Origin of the sequence: Prevotella bivia DSM 20514 (assembly GCF_000262545.1) — a bacterium.
GTDB lineage: Bacteria > Bacteroidota > Bacteroidia > Bacteroidales > Bacteroidaceae > Prevotella > Prevotella bivia.
In genome coordinates, this window is record NZ_JH660660.1 from 1,802,033 (window position 1) to 1,823,899 (window position 21,867).

General features: G+C 38.5%; 15 protein-coding genes and 1 tRNA gene. 13 read left to right on the top strand and 3 right to left on the bottom strand.

Annotated elements, in window-relative coordinates; all coding sequences use genetic code 11:
- Window positions 1-33 precede the first annotated feature (33 nt).
- Window positions 34-2,388, bottom strand: a complete 2,355-nt coding sequence (locus tag PREBIDRAFT_RS10005; protein WP_004337485.1) for a mechanosensitive ion channel family protein — start codon at window positions 2,386-2,388, stop codon at window positions 34-36.
- Between the two features lie 166 nt (window positions 2,389-2,554).
- On the opposite strand from PREBIDRAFT_RS10005, the gene PREBIDRAFT_RS10010 reads away from it, so the two are divergent.
- The 4 genes from PREBIDRAFT_RS10010 to PREBIDRAFT_RS10025 all read left to right on the top strand — a co-directional run bounded on the left by PREBIDRAFT_RS10010 (window position 2,555) and on the right by PREBIDRAFT_RS10025 (window position 8,512).
- Window positions 2,555-3,442: an ATPase gene (locus PREBIDRAFT_RS10010; protein ID WP_004337486.1), complete on the top strand. Its 888-nt coding sequence runs from the start codon at window positions 2,555-2,557 to the stop codon at window positions 3,440-3,442.
- A 356-nt stretch (window positions 3,443-3,798) separates the two neighbouring features.
- Window positions 3,799-4,092: a glutaredoxin domain-containing protein gene (locus PREBIDRAFT_RS10015; protein ID WP_004337487.1), complete on the top strand. Its 294-nt coding sequence runs from the start codon at window positions 3,799-3,801 to the stop codon at window positions 4,090-4,092.
- A 6-nt stretch (window positions 4,093-4,098) separates the two neighbouring features.
- Complete coding sequence (locus PREBIDRAFT_RS10020; protein WP_004337488.1) at window positions 4,099-6,687, top strand: endonuclease MutS2; 2,589 nt, start codon at window positions 4,099-4,101, stop codon at window positions 6,685-6,687.
- A gap of 76 nt (window positions 6,688-6,763) precedes the next feature.
- On the top strand, window positions 6,764-8,512 hold the full coding sequence (locus PREBIDRAFT_RS10025; RefSeq protein ID WP_004337489.1) for an LTA synthase family protein: 1,749 nt from the start codon (window positions 6,764-6,766) through the stop codon (window positions 8,510-8,512).
- A gap of 33 nt (window positions 8,513-8,545) precedes the next feature.
- On the opposite strand, the gene PREBIDRAFT_RS10030 is transcribed toward PREBIDRAFT_RS10025, so the two are convergent.
- Entirely contained in the window at window positions 8,546-9,154 is a 609-nt protein-coding gene (locus tag PREBIDRAFT_RS10030; protein ID WP_004337490.1) for a DUF4738 domain-containing protein, read from the bottom strand.
- Between the two features lie 943 nt (window positions 9,155-10,097).
- On the opposite strand from PREBIDRAFT_RS10030, the gene PREBIDRAFT_RS10035 reads away from it, so the two are divergent.
- On the top strand, window positions 10,098-10,703 hold the full coding sequence (locus PREBIDRAFT_RS10035) for a riboflavin synthase (protein ID WP_004337491.1): 606 nt from the start codon (window positions 10,098-10,100) through the stop codon (window positions 10,701-10,703).
- 171 nt (window positions 10,704-10,874) lie between these two features.
- On the opposite strand, the gene PREBIDRAFT_RS10040 is transcribed toward PREBIDRAFT_RS10035, so the two are convergent.
- Window positions 10,875-11,681, bottom strand: coding sequence for a gliding motility protein GldB-related protein (locus PREBIDRAFT_RS10040; protein WP_036875608.1), 807 nt, complete (start codon window positions 11,679-11,681; stop codon window positions 10,875-10,877).
- Window positions 11,682-12,255: 574 nt separating this feature from the next.
- Here PREBIDRAFT_RS10040 and PREBIDRAFT_RS10045 point away from each other — a divergent pair.
- The 8 genes from PREBIDRAFT_RS10045 to PREBIDRAFT_RS10080 all read left to right on the top strand — a co-directional run bounded on the left by PREBIDRAFT_RS10045 (window position 12,256) and on the right by PREBIDRAFT_RS10080 (window position 21,586).
- Window positions 12,256-13,044 (top strand): Cof-type HAD-IIB family hydrolase, encoded by a 789-nt coding sequence (locus PREBIDRAFT_RS10045; RefSeq protein ID WP_004337494.1) that lies wholly within the window; start codon window positions 12,256-12,258, stop codon window positions 13,042-13,044.
- A complete protein-coding gene (locus PREBIDRAFT_RS10050; protein ID WP_004337495.1) occupies window positions 13,044-13,715 on the top strand; it encodes a cation diffusion facilitator family transporter in 672 nt (223 codons plus the stop codon). Before PREBIDRAFT_RS10045 ends, PREBIDRAFT_RS10050 begins: the two co-directional genes overlap by 1 nt.
- 63 nt (window positions 13,716-13,778) lie before the next feature.
- A tRNA-Lys gene (locus tag PREBIDRAFT_RS10055) sits at window positions 13,779-13,851 on the top strand.
- Between the two features lie 159 nt (window positions 13,852-14,010).
- A complete protein-coding gene (locus PREBIDRAFT_RS10060; protein ID WP_004337496.1) occupies window positions 14,011-14,445 on the top strand; it encodes a Fur family transcriptional regulator in 435 nt (144 codons plus the stop codon).
- A 162-nt stretch (window positions 14,446-14,607) separates the two neighbouring features.
- Window positions 14,608-17,088 carry a bifunctional UDP-N-acetylmuramoyl-tripeptide:D-alanyl-D-alanine ligase/alanine racemase gene (locus PREBIDRAFT_RS10065; RefSeq protein ID WP_004337497.1) on the top strand — a complete coding sequence of 827 codons (2,481 nt, stop codon included), beginning with the start codon at window positions 14,608-14,610 and terminating at the stop codon, window positions 17,086-17,088.
- 19 nt (window positions 17,089-17,107) lie between these two features.
- Window positions 17,108-18,541, top strand: coding sequence for a DNA recombination protein RmuC (locus tag PREBIDRAFT_RS10070; RefSeq protein WP_004337498.1), 1,434 nt, complete (start codon window positions 17,108-17,110; stop codon window positions 18,539-18,541).
- Window positions 18,542-18,678: 137 nt separating this feature from the next.
- A complete protein-coding gene (gene trmB / locus PREBIDRAFT_RS10075; RefSeq protein ID WP_004337499.1) occupies window positions 18,679-19,476 on the top strand; it encodes a tRNA (guanosine(46)-N7)-methyltransferase TrmB in 798 nt (265 codons plus the stop codon).
- A gap of 241 nt (window positions 19,477-19,717) precedes the next feature.
- A complete protein-coding gene (locus tag PREBIDRAFT_RS10080; RefSeq protein ID WP_004337500.1) occupies window positions 19,718-21,586 on the top strand; it encodes a beta-galactosidase in 1,869 nt (622 codons plus the stop codon).
- Window positions 21,587-21,867: the final 281 nt, after the last annotated feature.

Consider the following 21,867-nt stretch of genomic DNA (forward strand, 5'->3'; position numbering starts at 1 on the left):
CTCTCATCTCTCAATTCTCAACTCTCATCTCTCTTATTCTGCCTTCTTTATGGTGATCTCACGTTGTGGGAAAGGTATCTCAATGTTGTTGGCATTGAGTGTTTCATAGATACATTCCATAATCATACTGTCGGCTGCAAAATGCGTGAGTACACTTACCCAAACATAGATTTGTAACGTAACACAGCTATCATCAAAGCTCTTCACACCCACCGATGCAGGATTGTTTTTTCTAACGCATGGCAACTGTGAAATGGCATCTATTAAAAGCTGTTTCACCTCTTTTAGGTTTGATCCATAAGCTATTCCCACTTGCATACCATCGAGTTCGTAGCCATGGTTCTTGGTCATATTTTTATAATTCTTTGTGAAGAGTTGCGAGTTTTGAAAAGCAATTACCGCACCATCGGTAGCTTCAATAAGGGTAGAGGTATAGCTAATGGAGCTTACAATTCCGCGCACCCCATCGCAGATAATATAGTCGCCCACCTTGATACGTCCTGCCATTAGTGAAATGCCATAGTAGATATTTTCCAAAATATCTTTCATAGCAAAACCAATACCCGTCGACAAACCTCCTGAAACAACGATGAGCCAAGTGCTGCTAATTTCAAGCATATTGAGCGATATTAATAGCCAAGCACCCCATACCACCACTTGTACTACGTTGATAAGCATCACACTGCGCGAGGCGGCCGTGTCAGGATCTTTTGCTTGAAGGTAAAGTTTCACCCCATCGCGCACTGTCTTATTAATATAGTTGAATAGAAACCACATTACCACAACTAGTGCCAGTGCGTAGATGCTAACTTTAAAGTTTTTGCTATTGATGAAATTGATTTTAAATAAATTTTTGGATACTTCTCCAAGATTAAAAACATCGGCAGCCCACAGAATAGAGACGATGAAGGATAGCACTAGTGCTGTAGGCAAGATAACCGAATAAACAAACCTAAAACACCAGCGTTTTTGTATAGACAGCGTTTTGGCTTTTTTCTCTTTATACCTATCAAGGTAATTGCGCAAACAGCCCAATGTGAGCAGACAGGCTTGCTGCATCATCCACCAAATAATGAATTGTACGGCTAAAAACGAATAGCCTAGCCAAGAGCATCCAAGGGCGAATACGAATACAGCTTGTGAGATATAGGCAAGATAAAGATCATTCTTAGGCACTCGTAAGTGATGACGATAGAGTAAAGAAGCTTGCCATAAAGCAGCAATAGCAAGAATGATAGGGAAAGAAAAGGTTACAAGTGTTCCCGGCATAAAGGTTATGCGGTAGATGATGACAATGCCCCCCACAAGCATAACGGGATAGTAAAGACGATTGGTATATCTTACCTCTTCCGAGCTTACACGCAGAAGTAAAGAGCCAAAGATGACAGCTACCAACCAAACAAACTCAAGGATTAATCCGCTTGCCATATATACCAAGTCGTTGGAAGCAAAGAAGCGAATGCCCAACGTGATGATGCCAAAGCAAATGACAGTGGAAGTTATGAGAATGTCTCGACGGCGCATTAAAAAGCCTTCTTGTAAGGTTTGAAAGCGTTTAAAGCCAAACAAACGCGTGAGGATATATTTTATAAAAATAAGGTTGATGACGAAAGCAAGGAAGCCATAAAATACAAAGGTGAGAAAAAGCATACTAATCCAGCGCACATCCCATTGAGATGAAACAGCATTTTGTGGCGTATATTTCTCTGTGATGCTATTCTTTAGCTGTGATAGCTTATAGGGGAAAGTACTTAGAAACTTTATATAGTTCTGTCCATTACTGGTAAAGATACTCGACTGTATTTCAGCATAACGCTTTTGTGCATAGGTATTGAGCGATTGCAGTTGTTCTTTGTTATAATCGTAATATAGGATAAATTCATGGTAGTATTCGTTGCGTTCCTTTAGCATACGGCGGTTGCTAGATGCAAGTGTTAGGCACACATTGCGGTCAATCTTCATACGCTCGGTCATACCAAAGGTATACATTGTGCTAAGCACATTGATGAGCGAGTCGTAGCGTGCTATGTCCTCATTACTTTTTATTACTACCTCATAAAAAGGGTGGGTTTGTGTTTGGAAATGTTGCCAAAGGTCTGTCGCTTTCTGACAAGCGTAGGTAAGGTCGAATACATTATCGTTGTTTTGGGAATATAGCATTAACGATACTTGTGATGATCTTTCGCCAAACTCTTTTAGCTGACTGATGACACGCTCATTGAACATTTTAGAGGTGTTGAGCTGTTTGGTAAGCTCAAGATGTTCTTTGATAAGCTCATGACGAAGTACAGAAAGAGAATTTTTCAGCGAATCTTCTTGAAGTACAGCCTTAGAGGGTAAACACAAGAGTGTCAGAAAGAAGCAAAGAATATATAAACGTCTTAGCATAATAGTATTGTCTTATTAAGTTACAAAGGTAAACAAAGTATTACTTTTAGCCTTCCTGTTTGAGGTATAATTATTCTAAAATTAAGGATATAGGCTTTATTTGCGATAAGAAACTTAGTGAGACAGGATATTTTTATGTAGTTTTGTGGTTATAAAACTGAGCAATATGATACTAATAGCCGATAGTGGAAGCACTAAAACCGATTGGGCGCTTTGCGCTGAAAGGGGAAGTAATATAAAGGGCGAAGCAGCGTGTGTTAGGATAAAGACACAAGGACTGAATCCTTTTTATCAGCAAAACGAAGAAATTATAAATGTCCTTCAAAACGAACTTTTCCCTCAAATAAGCAATAGCATAAGCACTATAGAAGAAGTATATTTCTATGGTGCGGGCTGTACAGAGACTAAAATTCCGATGATGGAAGCCACGATAAGCGAAGCGCTTACTCGCTTTACAAGTGAAGGTAAGGTAAGGGTTGTGAGTGTAGCAGGCGACCTCTTGGCTGCTGCTCGTGCTGCATGTGGTCGAGAAGCAGGCATTGCGTGTATCTTGGGTACTGGTGCTAATTCGGGCTTATATGATGGTAAGCAAATAGTTAAGAATATTCCTCCTTTAGGATTTATTCTTGGGGACGAAGGAAGTGGTGCTGTTTTAGGAAAGTTATTCTTAAATGCTATCTTTAAAGAGCAACTTCCTACACGAGTGAAAGAAGCTTTTTTGACAGAAACGCATCAAACTTATGCTGATATAATAGATCGTGTTTATAGGCAGCCATTGCCTAATAGGTATCTTGCTAGTATCTCTAAATTTATCCGTCAGCATTTAGATGAATATGCTTTACATTCTATTGTAGAACAAAATTTTGATGCCTTTTTTAAAAATAATATCATGCGTTATGATTATAGTAGGAATTATCCCATAGCAGTTGTTGGGAGTGTGGGGAAAATATATGAGGATATTCTTAAAAAATGTGCTGATAAGCAAGGATATAAATTGATAAATGTGCTAGCAGCACCAATGGAAGGGTTAGTAAAATATCATATAGGAACATAAAAAAATGCCCTTAGCTTCGCAGCGGGAGGGCATCCAATCTCAATAGGTACTAGTTTTTAAGGTAAAAAGATTGTATTCAGGATAACACGACAAAGGTAGTGTTTTATTTTTGTAACACCAAAGAAAAGTTTATTTTTTTTATGATTGTCTTAGAAAAATATTTAGAAAGAGAGAGTGGTAGTATGTAGTTTTTGTGGAGAACTTTATTTAAAAAATATTTCAAGAACAGATTGAAAACTTAAAAAAGTATTTAAAAAATGGTATAGTATTTGTATTGTTGTACCTTTGTAGAAGTATTACATTCACTTGCAATATACTTTTATATAGCAGTAATAAATAAAAAGGAGAAACAACTTATGATAAAGATTTATAGTATGCCCACTTGTCCTGATTGTCAGGTTGTAGACAAGCTTGTGGAGAGCAATCCAGAATTTAAGGTTATTGATATAGGTGAAGATGTGCATTATCTTAGGGAGTTTCTAGCGTTGCGCGATCATCGCCCAGAGTTCGATCGATTAAAGAAAATAGGCGATGTTTGTATTCCTTGCTTTGTTCGTGAAGATGGCAGTATTACCTTCGATCCTGCAGAAGTAGGGCTTGAGGTAGAGCCAAGCGGAGCTTCATGTAGTATTGATGGAAGTGGATGTTAAGTAAGAATGATCTATCCCAATAATTTTGAACAAAAAATAGGATTTCACGAAGTGCGAGCAATGCTTCGTGCTCGCTGCTTGTCATCTTTAGGTAAGGAACTCGTAGAGGCTATGGCGTTTACTACCGATGTTGCTACTATCAATACATGGCTGGAGGAGATAAGAGAATTTCGAGGTATTCAAGAAGGACAAGACGAGTTTCCGCTCAATAACTTTTTCGATGTGCGCGAAAGCGTGGCACGCATCCGTTTAGAGGGAACGCTGATGGAGGTAGAAGAACTCTTCGATCTGAAACGTTCGTTGGAGACAATCATAGCGATTGTGGCTTTTTTGAGTCGGGGCGATGAAACCGATAACGGAGAAATTCGCCGCTATTATCCTGCTCTTTACAAGCTTGTAGATGGTGTGGCAACCTTTCCTTTACTTGTCAATCGCATCTCACAAATTATTGATAAGTTTGGTAAGATGCGCGATAACGCTTCACCCGAACTGTTGCGTATTCGTCGCGAGCTAGCTCATGCCGAAAATAGTATTTCGCGTACATTATATAATATATTACGGTCGGCACAGTCGGAGGGATTAGTAGAGAAAGATGTTACCCCCACGATGCGTGATGGTAGGTTGGTAATTCCTGTTGCCCCAGGTTTGAAAAGGAAAATATCTGGTATAGTACACGATGAGAGCGCAACGGGAAAGACCGTTTTTATTGAGCCTACCGAAGTAGTAGAGGCAAATAATAAAGTGCGCGAACTAGAAAACGAAGAACATCGTGAGATTATTCATATTCTTAAAGACTTTGCCACAAAGGTACGTCCTAACGTTCGTGAAATATTAGATAGTTATCATTTGCTAGCCCAGATTGATTTCATTCGTGCTAAGGCAGAACTAGCTAATACCTTTGAGGCTTTTGAGCCAGAAGTACAGGCAGCGTCTGTGGTGGATTGGATTCGTGCTTATCATCCTCTCCTTAAACAACGATTGGGAAAAGACGGCATTGTTCCCCTTGATATTCATCTTACAAGCGATAATCACCTCTTAATAATCTCTGGACCTAATGCTGGTGGTAAGTCGGTTTGTCTAAAAACCGTAGGACTGTTGCAGTATATGCTGCAATGTGGCTTGTCTGTGCCTATTGGCGATCGCTCTACAGCAGGCATCTTCCATGATATTATGATTGATATTGGTGACGAACAAAGTATTGAGAACGACCTCAGTACTTACTCTTCGCACCTTATGAATATGAAGATGATGATGCGCCAAGCATCTGATAAAACACTCATTTTAATAGATGAGTTTGGTACTGGTACCGAACCGCAAATAGGTGGAGCCATTGCCGAATCGGTACTCAAGCAGTTTTGGAAGAAGAAAGCGTGGGCAGTGATAACAACGCACTATCAGAACCTCAAACACTTTGCAAAGGAACATACTGGTGTTATCAACGGTGCTATGCTCTATGATCGCCATGAGATGAAGCCTTTGTTTCAGCTTGCTATTGGACGTCCAGGTTCGTCTTTTGCTATTGAGATAGCTCGCAAAACAGGTATTCCTGAAGAGGTTATCCAAGATGCGTCAGAGATAGTTGGTTCTGATTATATCCAGAGTGATAAATATTTGCAGGATATTGTACGCGACAAACGCTATTGGGAAAGCAAACGCCAAACAGTTCACGCACACGAGAAGGAACTAGAAAAGCGTATTGCTCAATACGAAAAGGACATGGCACAGCTAGAGCAAAGTCGTAAAGAAATTCTTAATCGTGCGAAGTTGCAAGCCGAGGAAATTATCCGCGAGAGCAATAAGCGCATAGAGAATGCTATTAAGGAAATTCGTGAGAAGCAAGCCGAAAAAGAAGAAACCAAACGTATTCGCCAACAGCTTGCTGAATATGAAGCAAATATTTTGGAAGCAACACCGTCTGCAACGAAAAAGTCGCAGAAAGGAAAGGCTGGAGCCACACAGATAAAGGATCACGGACTGCTTAGCGATGACGATTTTCAAAAGAAGATAGATAAAATTAAAAGTCGTAAAGAGCGACACGAGCAACATCTCAAAGAGAAATCTTCTAAGCAGAAAGAAGCCGCTGAGGCTTTACAGAAAGCGGCTTTGAAACAAAAAACGGCTGGTGTTATCGTGGTAGGTAGTCAGGTTAGGATCAAAGGGCTTACTTCTGTAGGTAAGGTAGAAAATATTGATGGCAAGCAAGCTACAGTGATCTTTGGTGGTATGCGTTCGAAGATGGCTTTAAACCGTCTTGAAAGTATTGATGCTGCTACTCTACCGCAAGAACAGCAACAGTTTCAAGCCTATAGCTATAGTCGTGAAACGCGCAAAACGATAGACGAGCATCGTAATAATTTCCGTCAAGAAATTGATGTGCGAGGTATGCGTACCGAAGCGGCTATTCTTCGCGTGCAGCGATTTATAGATGATGCTATCCTTGTAGGAGTGGGGCAAGTGCGCATCCTTCATGGTAAGGGCAATGGTATTCTTCGTACGATGATCCGACAGTATCTTAGTACTATTCCTAATGTGCAATCGTTTCGCGACGAGCATGTGCAGTTTGGTGGTGCAGGAATAACGGTGGTGGAATTATAATATTTGAAAAGTGAAAAGACTTCTCTTACATTACATTCTTTGGCTTTGTCTCTTTATTTTGCAAAAGCCTTGCTTCATGCTCTTTAATTATGGCATGTTCAAAGATAGTGGCGTGGCTGATTATGTTCAAGTAATGTGGCATGGCATATCGCTTGATCTCTCTATGGCAGGATATTTTCTTTTGTTGCCATGTTTGCTCACGATTGTTAGCGTTTGGATTTCAAATAAAGCAGTGCTATGGCTATGGCTATGGCGTATGGCTATAGCTTTTAGTGCTTTGCTCTTTTCTTTCTCGTTTTGTCTCAATCTTGCGCTCTATCCGTATTGGAAGTTCCCTCTTGACACTACGCCATTGTTTTATTTTCTTTCGTCGCCTGCCGATGCCTTTGCAAGTGTGAATATACTTACAGTAATATTGGGTTTTGTGGTGTCATTTGCATTGACAGGAGCAGTTTATACGCTGTTTGTACATTTTATCCCTAAGTTTCATACTGCCAACCTCCGCTGTAAAATGTTGCAAACACTAGTGGTGGTCTTATTTATGGTGGTGCTTATTATCCCTATTCGTGGTGGTGTGTCGGTATCGGTAACAAATATAGGTAAGGTGTATTTTAGCACCAATATGAAGTTGAACCATGCTGCTGTTAATCCACTCTTTAGCTTGATGGAGAGTTATAGCAAGGAAGAAGATTTTTCGAAGCAATACCGTTTTATGGAACACTCGGAAATGGAACGCATCTTTAAGACTATGGTAAGCACGAAGAGTACCGATACAAAGGCATTGCTTAATACGGATAAGCCTGATATTTACCTCTTTATTCTTGAAAGCTTCTCTACGAAATTGATGCAAACAGAAGCTACTCCTCAATTAAACCAATTGAAGAAAGAGGGTATTTTCTTTGAAAACCTCTATGCTAACAGCTTCCGAACCGATCGTGGTGTGGTTGCTGTGTTAAGTGGTTACCCTGCTCAGCCCACTACAAGTATTATGAAGTTTACGAAAAAGGCGAGCGCATTGCCTTCTATAGCCAATGTCTTGAAGCAGCATCATTATCGTTTGAAGTATTATTATGGTGGAGATGCCAACTTTACTAATATGCGCTCTTACCTCACTAGTCAGGGCTTTGTTAATATTGTTTCTGATGTCGATTTTCCTTTAAAATATCGTCTAAGTAAGTGGGGAGTACCCGATGAATATGTCTTTGAGCGGCTTATAGACGATATTAAAGTGCGAAAGCAAAGCGATAAGCAGCCCACTTTTCAGGTATTGCAAACGAGCAGTTCGCATGAACCTTTCGATGTGCCGTATTATCGCTTGAAAAATAAAGTGCTGAATGCCTTTGCCTATACGGATCATTGTATAGGCAATTTTGTGAGCTATCTAAAAAAGAGTGGACGTTGGAATCGTTCACTCATCATTCTTGTACCCGATCACTTGGGTTGTTATCCTGAAGATATTAGCAGTTTCACCCTTGAACGCTATCAAATCCCTATGCTCTGGTTAGGTGGTGCTATCAAAAATCCTCAACGTGTTAGCACTTATGGTTCACAACATGATATTGCTGCCACCCTCCTTGCACAACTCGGGCTATCTCATCAGCAATTCCTTTTCTCAAAGGATATGCTCGATGCACACAGCACTCACTTTGCTTTCTTCACCTTCCCCGATCTTTGGGGCATTGCTACACCCGATCATAAACTCATTTATGATAATACTTCAAATAAGCTTATCTTAAAGCAAGGTGAGGAAACTGACCTTTACACAAAGAAAGGTAAGGCCTATCTTCAACGGTTGTATGATGATTTGAGTGAGAGAGGAGAGTAGGTAATTGACTAAAATTCTTAATTGGCTAAATTCTTACATTCCATCCTCTTCTGCGCTCTCAATCATATCTTTAGGCTTTTTGTTTGTTTTTTGTTGATCGCTGCCCGTGTCGAGTGTTTGCGCTACAGCCATACTGATATGCCCCAAATTGTCGATTACCACATCAATGGGTACATACTCATCGCTTGCAAGGGCTGGCGATCCTACGCTAGCTCCGAACCGTAAGGTGTTTAGGTCTACACGGTCGAACATAAAGCCTAACAACGCACCTTTTTTGTCATATTGTGTATTGATAAATTTGCCGAAATCGGTCTTTGTAAATACCTTTTGATAAAAATCCTTACCGTCTTTGCGCATTATCTTTACAGAGATTTTATTATCATAGTATTTTCTACCATCTTCATCATTAACAAGCGGTAAATCCTTGTCGGCCTGTCGAATAATGGTTATGGTGTATTGTGTGCCAAGCCATTGCACTGTTTTTGTATAGTTGAACCCTTTTAAAGCTATTGGGGTCTTTGGAATACGTGGCTTTGGAGCAATCTTCGTAATAATATCGTGTGTTTGCTTTTCCTTCTTACAACCTGTAAGGGAGAAGAATGCTACTCCTAGTGCAGAGAGTAATATGACTTTCTTTATCATCGTTAGTTATCTTATTGTATGACAAAAGTACTCAAAAAAAATAAGAAAGAAAGCACTTGAAGTGTAAAAGTAAAGCTTATTCCATATTTGGAGTAATATAGCTATCGGGAAGAACATATAATTTTAGTGTAAAATACGCTTCATCTCCATTTTGTAGTAATCTATAAATTGTAGATCAATCAGCTTTAACACAATAGCTACAACTTTAAAGCAACAGTATGGCAGTGATGCGCTATAATGTAAAATATATTCATTTACGTTATACAGTGTATAAGCGTTTACATCGCAATACATCACCTTTCACGCATCAAAAGGTGATCGTTTACATCTATAAAGGTCATCTTTTGCAATGCAAAAGATGACCTTTAGCGAGGCGCTGAATGTCAGATAGTTGCAAAGCTTATAAGCAAGCAGTAAGCCGATACGCTTTGTCCGCTTTTTTCTTAGCTCAACTTTTACCCCCTCTATCAATATTTTATTGCTGCTATATAAAATCCTGTTTTTATATTTTAATTTCTTTACTAATAGGCAATGAGAACTGTCCGATAAGTATTCTTGCTGAATACGAATTTAGGGTTGACTCTACGTGGGCTTTGTGGCTAGTAGGAATCATAGTTTTTTGCTATATAATAAGCTATTATTACTATTTTTTTTTGTTGTACCCTAAAAAACACTTATCTTTGCACTTACAAAAAAGAATTTAAAGAAACGGGTCGTATCGATTCGATTGGGATAGTCATCAAATAAAATAGAAAACCCGAGATGACTTCTTTTGTTAATGGCGGGCCACATAAAATCGTGAAAACGACTAAGCCGCAAGGTCAGTGGATTACAAAGACGAGGAGCTCTCTTATCATTGATACTCGGACTTTTCATCACATCATCGATACGGCTCTTTTTTTTTATCACGTTATAAAAACATTTTCTAAAACGATTTTATACTATGTTCTCAGGTATTGTAGAAGAAATGGCTACTATTGTAGCTATAGAGCATGAACAAGAAAATATCCATTTCACACTTACTTGTTCTTTCACAAGCGAACTAGGTATTGATCAAAGCATCTCGCACAATGGCGTATGCCTTACGGTAGTTCGTTTAGATGGCGACCGTTATACGGTAACAGCCATGAGGGAGACGCTGGTTCGCTCTAATCTAGGTTTGCTACAAGTGGGCGATCACATCAATGTGGAGCGTTCTATGATTATGAATGGTAGGCTTGATGGGCATATTGTTCAGGGGCATGTAGATGAGACGGCAAAGTGTGTGGGGATAAAAGATGCAGAAGGTAGTACCTATTATACCTTTGAGTACCCTTTTAGTAAAGCAATGGCAGCACGTGGTTATTTCACGGTCGATAAGGGGTCGGTAACCGTCAATGGTGTTTCGCTCACCGTATGCGAACCAACCGAAAATACTTTTACCGTGGCGATCATTCCTTATACTAAAGCGAATACCAACTTTAAATATATAAAGGTGGGCACTGTTGTTAATATAGAGTTTGACATCTTAGGTAAATACATTGCTCGTTTGCATGCAATAGCAGAGTAAGCTTTATGCGCTTCAAAATGTATGCTATTGTTATGTATTTTTGTTGGCTGTTCCTTTATACGCAAAACGGCATTGTTTCAAAAGCTGAAACAATGCCGTTTTGTTATTTTCCTGTTATTCTTGGCAAATCTAACGTTCTTGTTAATATTGTATATTCTGTTTAGACCTTTATTAATTCAAATTAGCAAAACCAGAGAAGTCAGTCGATTCTAGCAATTCTTCAAATTTGATATTTGGATTTATTTTCATAAACTTGGAAACCATGTCAACATATTTTCCCTTATAGTAGTTGTTATTCATGGCTTTGTTTGCCACCCATTGTATTTTTGCCATGTGAATATCGCGTTCAAACTGTGGGCGGAAGTCGTAATTGCGAAGCGGATAAAGACTCATAAGGTAGAACATAAGACAATCGGGGATGATATTATCCCTTGTCATTTGTTTACGTTGCTGTTTTATATAATATTTGTTATAGATAGGGTAATCTTCACCAAGGTATTTATCAAGCGAAATACCAATTTTACCATCTCCTGCAACAATACTTTGATCAAGCGCAGATATTTGGGTATAAACCTTTGGTATTTGCAGGTTAGGAATTTGTTGTTCTAGCCTTGCAAACGCAATACTAAGCTCTTTTTGGATGTCGTTAATATTGCTATACTTTGATTGTACAGAAGATATAATGGTTTGAAGGGTAGTGTCTTGATAGAACTTTAGAAACTTTGAGTTTATATCAGGATCGGTAATTTGCCCAATCTTTAATACTTTCTCTATCAAAGTTCTTGTTTCAAAAGGAAATTCAGTACTCATTTGTTGTAGGGCAGAGTAATCTCCGACTGTTAGATAACGGTATTCTAACCGATCAAACCTTTCTATCTTAATGAGCCGATCATCACTCTTGTTGTCGTCAGTCCATTTAAATTGGCAACCAACACAAACAAGTAACGATAATAGCAATATGAAGTATATTTTTTTCACGAGTAAGATACAAATTACGAATTGACGACACAAAAGTACTAAAAAATATGTTTTTGTGCAAGTACTTTTATAAAATAATTAAAAAATAAGTTTGCTTTTGTTTATTTTTCTTTTTGCATTCTTTTTTGTTTTATTCGGATAATATTCATCTTGCGCTCTATGCTATAACGTTTATTTCTTATGATAAGTAGCTAATCTTACCTTTTGTTTTATTGCCAAAGTTTAGGTGTTTATGAAAATATATAAATACTTGTAAATATGAATGTTATAGCTTTTTGTTTTGTTCTATGGCATTTTATAATTATTCTCTTAATTCTCTTTTCTAAGAAGTTTCTTCCCCCCTGCTAATTATAGAAATATATTAAAAATATGGAGCTATTACACAGGGTTTGATGTGTGAGAATGTGTTTTTTTGATTGCTAAAAAAAATTAACTAATAATTTCGGTAAGATCTATTTTGATGATGGAGATAGTATTCAAGTTGAAGCTATTAATAACTACCTTTAATATGCCTTCGGTAATATCAAGGCTTTCAAAAACTTTTTGTACCTTTGTATCTTAAAATAAATAAATTATGGCTGTTCGAGCAATATTTTTCGATATAGATGGTACATTGGTATCATTCAAGACACATAAAATTCCTGCTTCCACGATTGAAGCAATTAGGATAGTTAAGGATAAGGGTATTAAAATTTTTATTTCGACGGGTCGTCCAAAATCGTTTATCACGAATTTAAAGGAAATAGAACATTTAATAGATGGTTATATTTCATTTAACGGAGCGCTTGCCCAAGTAGGCAATGATGTTATTTTTATGAAGGAATTGCCCAAAGAGGATATTCGTAGGATGATGGAAGATGCTACTACACGTAATTATACCTTGGCTATTTGTGGTAGAGATAAGGTGGCTATTCATAATTATAGCCATATTTTTACAGAACTATTTGTGGAAGGTTTGGGGGTCGATTCTGTGGATCTTAATGATAAAGTGGAGCCTTTACTCGAAATGCCTATTTTGCAGATGTCTCCTTTCTTCACCGTTGACGATGAAAAGCTGATTATGCCAAAGTTGGTAGGTTGTGAGTCGTTGCGTTGGCATCCCTTGTTTACTGATATTTCGTCACGTGGTATTCACAAGGGAATGATTTTGCCAAAGGTGGCAGCGTATATTGGGGTGGATATTAACGACTGTGTTGCTTTTGGCGATGGGGGCAATGATAAAGGAATGTTGGAAGTCGTTGGTATTGGTGTGGCTATGGGTAATGCTAATGACGATGTAAAAGCCGTTGCTGATTATGTTACAACAACGGTGGATGATAATGGTATTGCAAATGCTTTTAAACACTTTAAGCTTATTGATTAATGGGAGGAATAGCAATTACAGCTATGGGTAATAAGAATATTTCACCTTATTATATAGAAGAACGTCGCACACTGTTTGTTATAGTGCTTACGTTTATAGTTATGTTAGCAGAAGTGTTGATAGGTTATTTCTCTAAATCTATGGCACTTGTAGCCGATGGTATCCACATGGGATCTCATGTGATGCTCATAGGTTTAAATCTCTTTGCCTATTATTTTGTTCGTAAGCAAAAAGAAAGGAATAATCATACTTACGATGCAGATAAGATTATGCAGTTATCGGCATTTACAAGTGGACTACTGCTGCTGCTTATGTCGGTGTTTATATGTAGTGAAGGTTTTGAACACATGGAAGCGCATCACCACATAGAAAATTTGCCGCTAGCACTAAGTATTGCTGTTGTGGGATTGGTGGTTAACTCTATTAGTGCTCGTGTACTCCATTCGGATCACTTTGAGAACAATCCCAATAATCATGCTGCCTATCTGCATGTAATGAGTGATGTGTTGGTAAAAATAGGCGTTATAATCGGGCTTATTTGTTCATATATTTGGGACATTACGTGGCTTGATGCTATTGTGGCAATGATAACAGGTGTGATTGTTTTGATGTGGGCAATCGGCTTGTTGAAAAGAATGGCGAAAAGTTTAACAAAGAATTTAGGTGTATAATTTGGATATATAAATAATTCTTATTACCTTTGCACTCGCTTTTAAGAACGGAAGCATAATGGAGATCCGCTAGCTCAGCTGGTAGAGCACAACACTTTTAATGTTGGGGTCATGGGTTCGAGCCCCATGCGGATCACGAAGAAGGAGTGCAATTGCACTCCTTTTCTTGTTTATATTCAGCTAGTTACGTTATTATTAAGGCTTTACGCTTAATTGTGGGGGTAATGACTAAAACATTAAGATTTAATAATTCGTATGCACACCTATACGCAAATTTCGTAAAAGGCAGATAAATATGATGATGGAAAAAGAAAATATAGAAGATTTACTATTAGAACATAATATTCGTCCTACAGCAAATAGGGTGCTCATTGTAAGAACATTGGCAATGAGTGGAGCTCCTTTGTCGGTAAAAGACTTTGAAAAAAAACTGTTAACGATAGATAAATCGAATATATTTCGTACACTTACTTTATTTAAAGAGCATCATTTGGTTCATCAGATAGAAGAAGGGAATGGTATGACAGCATACGAGCTCTGTTTACGCCATAGCCATGACGAGGATGACGATGTGCATGTGCATTTTTATTGTGAAAGTTGCCAACACACTTTCTGTCTTTACAATACACCCATTCCTGCTATTGTTGTCCCGAATGGTTTTCAGGTTGCGGGTGCCAATTATCTAGTAAAGGGCATTTGTCCTGCATGTGCGAAGAAAACTAAAAAATAGCTCTTACTTATTCTCTCGATCTAGAATTTCATTACCTTTGTATTATGTTAGCGGTTTAAGGTTAGTTATATAACGTTGAATGTTTTCAGGACGAATTTATTCAATCTGCATATTTCTAAACCCTTGTTAAACGATGACTACAATATATAAACGCCATAGAAAATGAATTATAGTATTGAGAAAGTGGCTACCCTTGTGGGAGCATGTCGTTATGGTAATGTAGAGACAAATATCAGTTTCTTATTGACTGATAGTCGTTCCCTTTGTTTTCCTGAAGAAACCTTATTCTTTGCGCTAAAGTCTGAGCGTAATGATGGATACCATTATATTCCAGAACTCTACAGTCGTGGTGTTCGCAATTTTGTTGTAGAAGCTATTCCTGAAAATTGGGATATGCTTTATCCACAATCTAACTTTTTAGAAGTTTCTAAAACCATTGAGGCTTTGCAACGATTAGCAACGTGTCATCGCGCTGAGTTTCATGTCCCAGTGATTGGTATTACGGGTTCAAATGGTAAGACGGTGGTTAAGGAGTGGCTATATCAATTGCTATCCCCAAATAAGGTCGTTACTCGCTCGCCTCGTAGCTATAATTCACAGATAGGTGTGCCATTGTCTGTTTGGCTGTTGAATGAACAAACAGAAGTAGGTGTGTTTGAAGCAGGTATCAGTGAAAGAGGCGAGATGAAAGCTTTGCGCGAAATTATCCAGCCCACCATTGGAGTATTCACTAGTCTTGGTGAAGCCCATCAGGAAAATTTTGCGAGTCTTGAAGAAAAATGTATGGAAAAACTTTGCTTATTCCGCGATACCAATGCTATTGTTTATCCATTGGATGAGGAATTAGTGGTGCGTTGTATAAAGACCCTCAATTATAAAAATACCATTCTAGGGTGGTCAAAGAAAGATAGTAATGCTACACTTTTTGTGAAAGAAATCAAGAAGGCAGAATTGACAACTACCATTACTTATGTGTGGCAGCAAGGCAAAGAAGCAAGTTATACCATTCCTTTTATAGATGATGCTAGTGTAGAAAATTCTATTACGAGTGCTATTATCTGTCTACATCTAGGTGTTGAGGTAAAAACTTTGGCAGAACGTATGCCACAGCTTGAGCCTGTAGCTATGCGTCTTGAAGTGAAAGAAGGACAACATGGTTGCACCTTGATAAACGATTCTTATAACTCCGATTTCAACTCTTTAGATATAGCCCTTGACTTCATGAACCGTCGTCCAGACCATAAAGGGCGTAAGCGCACATTGATATTGAGCGACATATTTCAAAGTGGAGAAGATGAAAAGACGCTTTATCAGCGTGTAGCTTTCTTGGCAGAGAAGCGTGGGGTGGAAAAGTTTATCGGAATTGGTGAGGGCTTGATCAGACAACGTAAAGCTTTTAATAAGTTTGGTAAGAAGTATTTCTTTGCAACAGTAGGTAGCTTTATTAGTAGTGAGGCATTCAGAGAATTGCGCGATGAAGTGATTCTTCTGAAAGGAGCACGCCAATTTGGTTTTGATCAATTGACAGAATTGCTCGTAAATAAGGTACATGAGACGGTATTAGAGGTCAATTTGAATGCTGTTGTAGCTAATTTAAATTGGTATCGTTCGCTGATGAAACCCGAGACAAAACTTGTTTGCATGATTAAGGCAGATGCTTATGGAGCAGGATCGGTCGAGATAGCTAAAACATTGCAGGATCATCGTGTCGATTATCTTGCAGTGGCAGTGGCTGATGAAGGTGTTACCTTGCGCAAGAATGGTATCACCAGCAATATTATGATTATGAATCCAGAGATGTCTTCATTTAAAACTCTATTCGACTTCGATCTTGAACCTGAGGTATATAGCTTTCGTATCCTAGATGCATTGGTAAAGGCCGCCGAAAAAGAGGGCATTACAGGCTTCCCTGTTCATATCAAGTTAGATACAGGTATGCACCGTTTAGGTTTTGATCCGATCAGCGATATAGATGAACTTATTAACCGATTGAAGCATCAAAACGCAATTATTCCTCGTTCTGTTTTCTCCCACTTTGTAGGTTCAGACAGCGATGGTTTTGACGATTTCTCTGCCCAGCAATTTGCTTTATTTGACGCAGGTAGTAAAAAGTTGCAAGCTGCTTTTTCTCATAAAATACTTCGCCATATAGATAACTCTGCTGGTATAGAGCATTTTCCCAGCAGGCAGTTGGATATGTGTAGATTGGGATTAGGGCTTTATGGTATTAATCCTCGCACCAATGAGCGCATCAATACTATCTCAACATTGAAAACTACGATCTTACAGTTGCGGAATGTTCCAAGTGGCGATACAGTGGGCTATTCACGTAAGGGTACCATTCAGCATGATAGTGTTATTGCAGCTATCCCTATTGGTTATGCAGATGGCTTAAATCGTCATCTTGGTAATCGCCATGGCTATTGCCTCGTAGGTGGGCAGAAAGCAGCGTATGTAGGTAACATCTGTATGGATGTGGCAATGATAGATGTAACGGGTATTGACTGTAAGGAAGGCGATAGCGTAGAAATATTTGGCGAACATCTTCCTGTTACAGTCCTTAGTGATATTCTTGATACTATTCCTTACGAAATTCTCACGAATATAAGTAATCGTGTAAAGCGAATTTATTTCCAAGATTAATTTTTAATTATCAACTCCTATGTTTTACATTCTCACCTTTCTTCTTGGAGCACTCATCGTTTATCTTTGGCTTAAAGCTCAAAACACAAAAGAGCTTGGGCAGTTAAAGACAGACCTCTCGTTAGCTCAAAACCAATTAAGTATTGTACGCGAAAATGCAGCCAAATCATTGGCTGATGCTAAGCAGGCTGCGGCAGAAAAGCTAGAGAACCAGCAGAAAACATTTGAGGTACGATTAAGCTCTGAAAAAGAGGCTATGGCTAAATCCTTACAGGCAGTTAAGGATAATGCACAAGAACGTATAGAGCAGGAGCGTGAGCATGCAGCCAATCTGCGTGAGGAATTACAGAAGGAAAATGAGAATAAGTTGAAGCTTCTACAAGAAGAGGTGCGTAATATGGGCGAGCAGATGTTGACAGAACATCGCCAGAAGCTGAACACTGCCGACAAAGATCGTTTAGACGCCTTGCTCAATCCGTTGAAGGAGCGGTTAGAAGCTTTCAGTCAGACGGTAACAAAGAGTAGTAAGGAGAGTGCGGAAGCAAAGACAGAGATAAGAACCACTTTTGAGGAGTCGCTGAAGCGTTTGCAAGAGGGGCAGAAGCATAATATAGAATTGATGCGTGAGGATCATTTGCGAGCGGTGGAGGAGTTGAAGAAGCAAACCGAGCGTATCGGAAATGATGCAGCTTCGCTTACACAAGCATTAAAAGGCGACTCAAAGATGCAAGGCGATTGGGGTGAGATGATCCTCGAACATACTTTGGAAGATTGCGGATTGAAAAAAGGTGAACAGTATTTTCTTCAGGAGAATGTGAAGGATGAAGATGGTAATAATTATCGTCCTGATGCTATCATCGCTTTTCCTAACAATGAACGTGCAGTGATAGATGCTAAAGTATCGCTTACTGCTTATCAAGCTGCATTAAAGGCAGAGAGCAAAGACGAGCAGGATAAATATCTGAAAGAGCATATAAAATCGGTACGTACTCATGTTGATGAGCTAGCAGCTAAGAATTATGATGTCTTAGTACCTGGCTGTATAGGTTATGTACTGATGTTTATTCCATACGAGAGTGGCTATTCTGCAGCAATAAAGACAGATGCTTCTATTCTTCAATATGCTTATCGTAAGCACATTATTATATTGTCGCCGAGTAATTTGCTGATGGCACTTCAACTCACCCATACTATGTGGCAGAATTATCGTTTGAATAAGAACGTAGAAGAAATCCTCCGACAGTCGAACGATCTTTATGACAAGTTTGCCCTTTTTGCAGAGACCTTTATAAATATTGGTGCTAGTATTGATCAGTTAAAGACACGCTATGATAAGGCAAGGGGGCAATTGAATACAGGTAAGGGTAATGTGGTTCGTAAGCTTGAGAGCTTGAAGGCGTTGGGTATTACACCCAAGAAGGAAAATCCTTTGGAAATTGAGAATAGACAATAAACTGTTGAGAGTTTTCTCTGTCCTAGGGCTTTTCTAGTGTTCCTAGTTCTTTTTGGCTTCCTCGCCTTCCTAGAAAAATTCTCAATTCTCAATTCTCAATTCTCAATTTTCAATTAAATAATCTTACCTTTGCACCTATGAGTAAAGGAAAACTAGAAAAATTTGCAGCATTGGAAACATTTAAGAATGTTTTCCAATACCCTTTTAGTGTGATAAGCGAGGTTGCCTTTGATATGAAAGGCAAGTGGCGTGAGCAATATTTTCACAATGATAATCCTATTGTTTTGGAGTTAGGTTGTGGAAAAGGCGAATACACCGTAGGGCTAGCTCGCGAATATCCTAATATCAACTTTATAGGGGTTGATATTAAGGGGGCACGTATCTATACTGGTGCTAAGCAAGCCTTAGAAGAGGGACTTGATAATGTAGCTTTCTTACGTACAAGCATCGAAATTATTGATCGTTTCTTTGGTAAAGATGAAGTGCAAGAGATTTGGCTTACTTTCTCAGATCCACAGATGAAGAATGTACATAAGCGTCTTACTTCCACTTTCTTTATGGATCGTTACAAGCGATTTATGGTAGATGGTGGCATTGTCCACTTAAAGACCGATTCTAATTTCCTTTTTACCTATACCACTTATATGATAAAGGTAAACAAACTTCCTATCCTTTATCGCACAGAAAACCTTTATAGTAACGATCTTGATGAGGCTGCAAAAGCTAATGTGAAGATAGATGAAAAAACACGCGAAATTCTTGGTATCCATACTTATTATGAAAATCAATGGATAGAACGTGGCTTGAATATCAAATATATGAAGTTTAATCTTCCTCACAAAACATCGCTTGTGGAGCCTAATATCGAGATAAAACTCGACGACTATCGTTCGTATAAACGTCCAAAACGTAGTGGCTTAGATAAAAGCAAGTAACAAAATAAGTTGGTTTCATCAGGATTATATAAGGATACATTAATGAGAATAGATATTCTTTCGGCATGTAAGGCAATAAAAGCTAATGAATGAAATATCTCTGAAGATGACTTTGAAAAATATCAAAGATTTTAAAAAAAACAGAGAAGAGCTATTCAGCAGACTTTATTTTAAAGAATAACTCAAGTAGTCTAATATATAAAATACCCTATTATAATCATAATGACTAAACTTAAAGTAAATGAAAAAAAGAATTTTTTTTGCGCTGTTAATAGGTCTTTTCCTCGTTAGTACAGCATCCTTTGCAGGTAAGCCTGTTAGGCATTCCTTTGTCATTGCCAATGGGAATTTTCTTTATGACGGAAAACCTCTACAGATTTATTCAGGCGAATTGCATTATGCACGTGTTCCTGCACCTTATTGGCGTCATCGTCTTCAGATGATGAAGGCAATGGGATTGAATGTGGTAACTTCTTATGTTTTTTGGAATCATCATGAGGTGGCACCTGGTGTGTGGGATTGGAGTACTGGTAATCACAATCTTCGTGAGTTTGTAAAGACTGCAGCAGAGGAGGGTATGAAGGTGATACTTCGCCCTGGTCCTTATTGTTGTGCTGAATGGGAGTTTGGAGGTTATCCATGGTGGTTGCCTAAAACCAAAGGGCTAGTTGTAAGAACTGATAATCAGCCATTTCTTGATTCTTGTAGGGTATATATTAATCAATTAGCTAGTCAGGTAAGGGATTTGCAAGTAACGAAAGGTGGTCCTATTATTATGGTGCAAGCTGAAAACGAATTTGGTTCTTATGTAGCACAACGTCCCGATATTCCTTTAGAAACTCATAAGGCGTACAGTGCGAAGATTCGTCAACAATTGCTTGATGCTGGCTTCAATATTCCTATGTTTACCTCTGATGGTAGCTGGCTTTTCAAGGGAGGAGTTATAGAAGGTGTTCTGCCAACAGCCAATGGTGAGGATAATATTGACAATCTAAAGAAGGTGGTAAATGAATATCACGGAGGGCAAGGACCCTATATGGTGGCAGAATTTTATCCGGGCTGGTTGAGTCATTGGGCAGAGAAGTTTCCGCAGGTAAGTACGACAAGTGTGGTAACCCAGACAAAGAAATATCTTGATAATAAGGTGAGCTTTAATTATTATATGGTTCATGGTGGTACTAATTTCGGTTTTATGGCAGGAGCTAACTGCGATAATATCCATAAGTTGCAGCCTGATATGACTTCTTACGACTATGATGCGCCTATTAGCGAAGCTGGATGGGTAACGGATAAATATACTGCTCTTCGCAATTTAATGAAGCAATATGTTGGTTATAAGGTGCCAGAAGTACCTGCTCAAATACCAGTTATTGCTATTCCTCAAATAAAGTTGAGTAAGACCGTTGACCTCTTCTCAATGATTGATAATATGAAGGCTGTAGAGAACGACACTCCGATGACATTTGAAGCACTTGATCAAGGTTTTGGGTACGTGCTTTATCGTCGCCATTTCAATCAGCCTGTGAGTGGAATGATGAAGATCCCCGGACTAGCCGATTATGCTACCATTTATGTAAATGGAGAGCGAGTAGGCGAGCTTAACCGTGTTTTCGGTAAGCATGAAATGGAGATTGATATTCCTTTCAATGCTACACTTGATATTCTAGTAGAGAATTGGGGACGTATTAATTATGGTAAGTTCATTGTGAATAGTACAAAGGGTATTACACTGCCTATTACTATCAACGATAATGTGATAACTGGAAGTTGGCAGATGTATAAGTTGCCAATGGACAAACAACCTGATCTAACAGATATTTCAAATAGTTATAATAGTGGGCTACCAGTATTATATAGTGGAAGTTTCAGCGTTGACAAGGTGGGCGATACCTTCCTAGATATGGAGAAGTGGGGTAAAGGTATCGTTTTTGTAAATGGTGTAAACCTCGGTCGTTATTGGAGGATTGGTCCACAGCATACGCTTTACTTACCAGGATGCTTTCTAAAGCAAGGTGAAAATAAGATTGTAGTTTTCGAACAATTGAATGATGAAAAGAAAAGCGAATTGCAAGGTGTTGTGATGCCAGTATTGCAAAAGCTTGTGAAATAGTAATGTTTCATTAAATAAAAAAGTAAGTACTATAGGAGGTGCTTACTTTTTTGTTTATTATGCAGTAATAAGAAAAAAGAGGACAAAGTATGCCGCTTTATTGCCTTCTTTTGTATCTTGTAACTATATGATATTCATTGTATTATAAAAGGTCGTCTTTTGCCTTCCAAAAGATGACCTTTTCATGAGCAATACATCACCTTTTAATGCGTGAAAGGTGATGTATTGCGATGTAAACGCTTATATATAGTGTAGCGAAAGTGAATATATTTTTACATAAT